At 76.7% G+C, this 7,403-nt stretch carries 3 protein-coding genes and 4 pseudogenes; 1 reads left to right on the top strand and 6 read right to left on the bottom strand.

From position 1 onward, the window contains the following. Window positions 1–381: pseudogene (locus tag JNW87_RS31700) on the top strand (hypothetical protein); the annotation flags it as partial. An 18-nt stretch (window positions 382–399) separates the two neighbouring features. Here JNW87_RS31700 and JNW87_RS31695 read toward each other — a convergent pair. The 6 genes and pseudogenes from JNW87_RS31695 to JNW87_RS31670 all read right to left on the bottom strand — a co-directional run. Beyond that, window positions 400–4,005, bottom strand: a pseudogene (locus JNW87_RS31695) (multicopper oxidase domain-containing protein). A 165-nt stretch (window positions 4,006–4,170) separates the two neighbouring features. Further along, window positions 4,171–5,070 carry a zinc finger domain-containing protein gene (locus JNW87_RS31690; protein ID WP_238454936.1) on the bottom strand — a complete coding sequence of 300 codons (900 nt, stop codon included), beginning with the start codon at window positions 5,068–5,070 and terminating at the stop codon, window positions 4,171–4,173. A gap of 28 nt (window positions 5,071–5,098) precedes the next feature. Beyond that, window positions 5,099–5,341 carry a CPCC family cysteine-rich protein gene (locus tag JNW87_RS31685; protein ID WP_109804819.1) on the bottom strand — a complete coding sequence of 81 codons (243 nt, stop codon included), beginning with the start codon at window positions 5,339–5,341 and terminating at the stop codon, window positions 5,099–5,101. 42 nt (window positions 5,342–5,383) lie between these two features. Further along, window positions 5,384–6,168 (bottom strand): annotated as a pseudogene (locus tag JNW87_RS31680) (S-adenosyl-l-methionine hydroxide adenosyltransferase family protein). Next, window positions 6,165–6,458 (bottom strand): hypothetical protein, encoded by a 294-nt coding sequence (locus JNW87_RS31675; RefSeq protein WP_109804821.1) that lies wholly within the window; start codon window positions 6,456–6,458, stop codon window positions 6,165–6,167. The pseudogene JNW87_RS31680 and the gene JNW87_RS31675 overlap by 4 nt, the downstream one beginning before the upstream one ends. Window positions 6,459–6,646: 188 nt before the next feature. Beyond that, a pseudogene (locus tag JNW87_RS31670) lies at window positions 6,647–7,311 on the bottom strand (DEAD/DEAH box helicase); the annotation flags it as partial. Window positions 7,312–7,403: the final 92 nt, after the last annotated feature.

Here is a 7,403-nt window from a genome sequence, read left to right as displayed (position 1 = left end):
GCGCTGACCTGGCCGGGAGTGACCGGCCGGTTGACCGGGCTGGCCGAGCCGGCGGTGCGGGAGGCGACCGCCGCCGACCGCTCGCTGCGGGACCTCGCCGAGCGGGTGGCCAGTGTGGAACGCGCGCTGCGGCTCGCCCCGGCCGAGGCCCGGGCGGCACTGGCCGAGGCGCACGGCACCCTGGTCGCCCAGCTGGACGCCGGGGTGTCCGCGTACGAGCGGCTGGTGGTGGCCGCGGCCGGCTACGTCGCCGAGGACGCCCGGCCGACCACCGAGCACCCCGCCGCCGCGCGGCTCACCGAGGCGACCGACCTGCTGCACGGGGTGGCCGCCGCGCTCGCCGAGCTGCGGACCGCCGGCACGCCCCTGCGCACCCCCTGACCCGGGCCGGAGGGCGGCTCACGCCGGGGAGGTGACCGGGATCGGGCCCGTCCAGGCGGAGGTGCCCACGACGTTGAACGACCGGATCCGGTAGTGGTAGGTGACGCCCCGGGCCAGCCCGGTGTTGGTGAAGCCCCGCCCGGTGACGGCGAAGGTGGCCAGCTCCTGGCCGAACCCCGGATCGAGCGCCCGCTGCACCACGAACCCCGACCCCGGCCCGGTGGGAGTGCTGGCCGACCAGCTCAGGATCACCGTCGCGGTGTCCGGCGTGGGGGCGGTGGCGGTGGCGCTCACCGTGCCCGGCGTCCCGGGCCGGGGCGGGGTGGTCACGGTGGCGACCGTCGACCAGGGCGACGCCGCGCCGAGGTAGGTGGTGCGGACCCGGTAGTAGTACGTGGTGTCCGGGGCGACGGCCGGGTCGACGTGGTTGTCGCCGACCGCGATGGCGGTGGTGCCCGGCCCGCTCGTGAAGGTCGGATTGGTGGCCCGCTGCACGTCGACCCCGGTGGCGAACGAGCGGTTGGCCCAGCGCATCGCCACCCGCAGCGGCGCGGCCGGCGGGACCGCCGCGGTCAGCCGGGCCGGCGCGGTGAGCTGCACCGACGCCGGCACACTGTTCGACCAGGCCGAGCAGCTCACCGCGTTCTCCGCGCGGATCCGGTAGTGGTAGGTCACGCCCGGGGTGACCGTGGCGTCGGTGTACCGGGTGGCGTTGGCGGCCACGGTGATCTCGGTCAGCCCCGCGGTGAACGTGGTGTCCGTGGCCCGTTGCAGCAGGTGGCTGGTGGCCGGCGGCCGGCTGCCGTTGCCGGTCCAGGCCAGCGCGATCGCCGGCAGCGCGGTCGCCGAGCCGGGCGCCGGGGTGGCGGTCAGGCCGGTCGGCGCCTTCGGGGACACCCGCAGCACCAGCGGCCGACTCATGCCCTGGTCCCGCAGCCCCGCGGCCCGGCTGTGCCAGCGGTACTCCCAGCCCAGGTTGACCAGCTGGTTCACCACCGTGGCCGGCCGCCCGTCGAGCGGGCTGACCGGGGAGGCGTCGAGCCGGGCGCCGGCCGGCCGGGTCGGGTCGAGCAGCCGTACGCTGTCGCCGATCTTGAACGGCAGGGTGGGCGGCACCGGGCGCAGCGCCACGACCACGTCCTCCCGGGGGTTCACCCGGAAGGTCTCCTTCCAGCCCAGCTCGTTGGCGTCCGGCGGGCGGACCGTGCCGTCCCAGCCGACCCGGTTGACCAGTTGCACGTCGCAGCCTTCCACGTGCACCGGATGGGTCTGCGGGGCGTCGCCGACGATCCGCCAGAGCTGGGTGCCGTCGGCGGGGGCGCCCAGCGGCACGGCCGGGTCGGCCGCGAAGAGCACCTCGGTTGCGGGGTCGGCGGGACCGAGCGGCAGGGTGGCCGGGGTGAGCGGGCCCGACTGCGGGTGGCCGACGCCCAGCCGGCCGACCGCGCGGCCGTGCCGGGGCTCGAAGACCTGCCGACCGCCTTCACCGCGAGCGGGAGGGTGACCGGGGCGGCGGCGCCGGCCGGGGTGAAGGTGACCGAGGTGGCACGCGCCGGCACCAGCGTCTCCTGGGGCGCCCGGGTGCCGAACGCCGGGTCGTACGCCGGTTGCGGCACGATCGGCGGACGCTGGCTGGCCGCGTACGCGCCGGGGAGCCGCTCGGCGAGCCGGGCGAGGTCGTACCGGGGCGCCGGGGCGCCGGCCACCCGGATCTGGAGCAGCGTCCTGGTGTTCGGGCCGTACCCGGGACGGGTGGGCGGGAGCCGCCGAGGGCGGTGCGGTCCGGGGCGTCGGTGTGGTGGTCGTACCGGGGGTCGAAGCGGGGCAGCGGGGCGGGGCAGTCGTTGTAGAGGATCAGCGTGGCGCCCGGGGGCACGGCGGAGAAGTCCACCAGCACGTCGGCCCGCTCGCCGGGGGCGAGCAGCAGCGTGTGGGTGTCCACGTTGAGCACGGTCGGGTCCTGCCGGTCGTACCGGTAGCCCACCGGCCGGTTGGCCAGCACCACGGGGGCGGGCAGCAGGCCGCACTCGTTGCCGATCTGGATCAGGTCCGGGCCGGCGGCCCGGGGGTCCGGCACCCCGCCGTCCCGCCCGTCGGTCGGCCAGGACGCCGGGCGGTCCGCCGCCCGGACCGCGTCGACCATCGGCACCTCGCCGGCGTCCGGGTCGGCCGGGCCGCCGTCGTCCGGCCACAGCGGACCGTCCGAGCGGGCCTGGTAGAGCTGGAGGTTGAGGCTGCGGTCGGCGCAGGCGTTGAGGATCCGGAACCGGTACGCCCTCGGCTCCACGGTCAGGTACGGGTAGGCCGCGCCGTTGACCAGCATGGTGTCCCCGTACGCCGCGGGAACGGCCGACGGGTGCGGTACGCCCGGCGTCAGCGGCGGCTCGTCCGGTTCGGCGACCGGGTCGTGGTGCGGGTTCGGCACCGGGGCGACCCACGGGCTGCCGCCGCCGTCGGGGTCGTGCGTCCACGGCCCGTAGTCCCAGCGGCCGGTCGGGTTCCGCCCGTCCGCGCGGTACGGGTTCTGCCGGGGCTGGTAGACGTGCGGGTGCCAGAGGTTGCCCTTGGCGCCCCAGCGGTCCCGGTCCCAGGTCGGGTCCTGCGCGGCGAGCTGGTCGTCGTCCGGCACGAAGGTCTTGTCCTGGATCACCAGCGGCAGCTCGTCGGCCGGGAGCACGCCGTCGGCGACGAGTCGTTCCTCCGCCGGGTCGGTGAGCAGGTAGAGCGCCAGCTGTCCGGAGTAGACGGTGAGTCGGGACAGCCCGAGGGCGTTGTCGTGCAGCCACATCAGCCGGCCGCTCTGCTCGTTCGGGAAGTAGAGCGTGCTGGCGCCGGCACCCGGCGGCGGCATGTCCGGCACCGGCGTCACCCCCACCCCGGTCGGGTACGGGGTGATCTCGCCCGCCGGGGTGACCCACCGCCACGGGTTGCCCGCGCTGATCCAGGCCGTCTGCGCGCCGGCCAGGTGCGGCGCGGCCCGGTTCTGCGGGTACGGCGCCGGCCCGTCCAGCGGACCCACGCTCGCCCCGTCGACCGTCTCGTCAACCGGCAGGAAGAGCTCCCCGGACGGCCGGTGGGGAGCAGGTTGATGAACTTGATCCGGACCGGCCGGCCGCGCCTGGCCCTGATCAGCGGGCCGAGGTGCCAGGGCCGGTCCGGTGGGGCCACCGTGTTGTGCCCGGACGGGTCGGTGCCGAGGTTGAGCTGGCGGTAGCCGCGCAACCGGGTGGCCGGCAGGTCCCGGTGCAGCCGCTGGGCGTACTCCTGCAAACCGATCTCGTAGTAGTCGCAGCCCGGCCAGGTGATGGTGTCCGGCACCGCCACCGGCAGGTGGGCGCCCAGGCCGTTGCGGCCCAGCGGCCCGGGCAGGGGGAGCGCGTCGACGAACTTGCGGATGCCGGTTCCGGGTACCGGCCGGCCGTGCCGGTCCACGACCGGCAGCGGGCTGCCGGCGAAGTTCGGCACCGGGCCGAAGCAGTGCGGCACGGCGGCCGGGTCGAGGCTGGCCGGCGCCGGCTCGGCCGGCTCGGCGGCCCGGGCGGCGGGCACGGTCGGGGCGTGCTCCTCGCCGATGCGGACCGCCCGGTCCGCCCAGCTCGGCCGCAGTCTGCGGAACAGGGCCATGGCTCTCCCCCGGATCTCCGACGCGCCGGCCGTCACTCCGGCGTGACGGGCGGACGCGCTGCTGACGATCGGTGAGCACTCCACCGCAGCATGCGACGCGAACGCCGGGGGAGGGAAGTACCCAATCGTCCGTATCTCGGGGATCTTGACCGGTTCGTGGAAGTTCTACGGCGCGGAGCGGTCCGGCTGGCAGACCGGGCACCAGTAGGTGACCCGCTCGCCCAACTCCTCCTTGCGGATCGCGGTGCCGCAGCGGCGGCACGGCTGGGCCCGGCGACCGTACACGTAGCTGGTCTGCCCGCGGTGCAGTGAGCCGGTGGTGCTCTGCGTCCACCGCCCCCGGTTGGCGGCCAGTAGCCGCTGCGCCAGGGCGACCGTGCCGGTCAGGTCCGGCACCGCGCCGACCGGCGTCCACGGGGAGACACCGCGCAGGAAGAGCACCTCGCACTTGTAGAGATTGCCGACGCCGGCCAGGTTCCGCTGGTCGAGCAGCGCCTCGCCGATGGTGGCGTCCGGCTGCGCGGCCAGCCGGCGGACCGCCTCGGCCGGGTCCCAGTCCGGGCCGAGCAGGTCCGGCCCGAGGTGACCGACCAGCGACTCCTCCTGGTCGGTCGGGATCAACGCCAGCTCGTGCAGGTGGTATCCGACCGCGACCGCCCCGGCGGAGCGGAGCACCACCCGGATCAGGTGCGCCGGCCGGGCCGCCCACCGCTCGCCCGGCGCGTACGCCCGCCAGGCGCCGTCCATCCGCAGGTGGGAGTGCAGCGTCCAGTCCCGCCCCCCGCCGGACGTGCCGCCCGCCGCCGTGCCGTCGGCTCCGGAGGTGCCGCCGGCGCCGGGCGTACCGCCGCTTCCGGGCGTCGCACCGGGGGCGGGCGTGCCGGCCGGAGCGGTGAGCCGGAGCAGCAGATGCTTGCCTCGGCTGGCCGACTCGCGGACGGTCCAGCCGGTCAGGTCGGTCCCGGCGAGCTGCGGCACCCGGAAGTCGGAGCCGGTGAGCCGGGCGCCGGCCAACGCCCGTTGCAGGACGCGGGCGGTGTTCCAGACGGTGTCACCTTCGGGCACCTGTCCATCATCCCTCGCCCGCGCGGGGTCAGGGCCGCTCGTCCGGGCGGGCCGCGCGGACCATGTCCTGGTAGCGCGGGTGGCTGGCGCCGTAGACGGCGAAGTTCAGCCGGGCGTGGGTGAGGCTCAGGTCGCCGTTGGCGCCGCCGCGCACCACGTCGGCGTCCACGTCCGACTGGCCGTCGTCCGTCCAGAAGCAGACCGGGCAGGTGCCACCGCCGGTCCGGGACGCGCAACACGGACAGCCGACCGGAACCCAGTACTCACCCACCGGAGCAGCATTCCACACTCGAGGTCGGCCGGGGAGGTGTGATCACTGGTCGGTCACCGCCAGGACGTCCCCGGGGCGTACGGCGAGTAGTTCGACCGCCCGACCGTCGCGTACCGCCACCGCCACCAGGCCGGCGGAGTCGACGTGGACGACCAGGTCGCCGACCGCGGCGTCGCCGAACGTCCGCCCGCGTACCGCCGGTCTGCCGCCCACCCGGATCCGCTCGGGGAGTTGGTCCAGCAGCCCGCCGGGGGCGGCGAGCTGGACGTTGCCGAAGTGGTCCACGGCGAGCACCTCGGCGGCGAACCCCGCGCCGGTCCGCCGGACCACCGGCGCCGGCAGCCGGACCAGCGTCGCCGGATCCACCGCCGGGCCGCCCCGGCCAGCGGCGCGCCGAGCGCGAGCCGGGCGGCGACCGGGGCGAAGACGTCCCGCCCGTGGAAGGTGCGGGAGACCCGGGGTGCCAGCCACTCCGGGTTGGTCAGCTCGACCGCGCCGGTGATCCCGCCGAGGGCGTCGGCGGCGTCGAGCAGCAGTCCGTTGTCCGGACCGACCAGCAGCCCGCCCGGGGCGGCCAGGGCGACGCTCCGCCGGTCGGTGCCGACGCCGGGGTCGACCACCGCCACGTGCACCCCGGCCGGCAGGTACGGCACGGTCTGGGCGAGCACCGTCGCGCCCCGGCGCACGTCCCCGGGCGGCACCAGGTGGGTCACGTCGATCACCCGGGCGGCCGGGGCGATCCGGGCGACGATTCCGTGGCACGCCGCCACGAACCCGTCGGCGAGGCCGTAGTCGGTGGTCAGCGAGACCCAGGGCGTCCCGGTCACCGATTCGTCCCGGTGCGTCGCCGTTCCAGCACCAGCCCGTCGTGCAGCGGGATGTCGTCCGCGCCGGCGTACGGGATGGTGGGCTTCACCTGCCGGGCCCGGTCGACCGCGCCCGCGTGGACCGCCACGAGCCGCAGCCCGCGCCGCTGGTGGAAGCGGGCCAGGCTCACCACCTCCAGCCCGCCGTCGGCGAGCCGGTGCGCCAGCGCCCCGGCGAAGCCGCCCGCCCCGTCCACCGCCACCAGCGTCGGCAGGGTACGCAGGTGGTAGCGGGTGTCCTGGACCACCACGTACGCGCCACCCCACTCCCGCCGGTGCAGGCCGCCACGTCGTCGTGGTCGTGCGGCGTCGCCGGTCGTACCTCGATCGTGCCCATCCCACCGTCCCGTGCCGCACTGCCGGCCGGATCACCCTACCCAGCACCGGCGGCCGGGCCGGCGCCCGCCGCGCCTGCAACCGGGCCGCGCCGTGGGCCGGGTCAGCCGCGCAGCCGCAGGCCACGGGGGGTGGCCCGGAAGCCGGCGGCGGTCAGCGCGTCGCGGAGCGGCGAGGAGTGCACGGCCTCGCCGTCGGCCCGCTCCACCGACATCGCGCCGAGCGCTCCGGAGTGCACGGCGTCGGCGAGCGCCTTGCCGGCCACGGCGAGCGTGTCGGTGTCGTCGGTGAAGGAGAGGATCGTCCGCCCGCCGCGCTCGACGTAGAGCACCAGGTCGCCGCCGACCAGCACCACCAGCGCGCCCGCCTTGCGCCCGGCCCGGTGCCCGGTGGCCGGGGCCGCGCCGTCACCCGAGTCGACCACCCGCTCCGGCCAGGGCAGCGCCGCGCCGTACGGGTTGGCCGGGTCGGTGGCGGCGAGCACCAGCGTCGGCCGCCGCGGCCCCGGCCGCCGTCGGCCGGGTCGGCCAGGGCGCGGATCCGGTCCACCGCGCCGGGGACGGCGAACTGGGCGGCACCCAGCCCCTCGACGAAGTAGCCCCGGCGGGCCGCCCCGCGCTCCTCCAACGCCGACAGCACCGGGTAGACCGCGGCGAAGCCGCCGACCACCTGTTCGGCCAGCACCGCCCCCCGGGTGACCACGCCGTGCCGTTCGAGCAGCAGGTCGGCGAGGGCGGCGGCCCGGCGGGTCGGGTCAAGGTCCGCGGCGAAGCCGCCGACCACCTGTTCGGCCAGCACCGCCCCCCGGGTGACCACGCCGTGCCGTTCGAGCAGCAGGTCGGCGAGGGCGGCGGCCCGGC

This window comes from Micromonospora sp. ATA51 (assembly GCF_016802855.1).
Taxonomy (GTDB): domain Bacteria; phylum Actinomycetota; class Actinomycetes; order Mycobacteriales; family Micromonosporaceae; genus Micromonospora; species Micromonospora sicca.
Note: the sequence above shows the minus strand (reverse complement) of the source record. Positions and strands in the feature narration are given on the sequence as shown.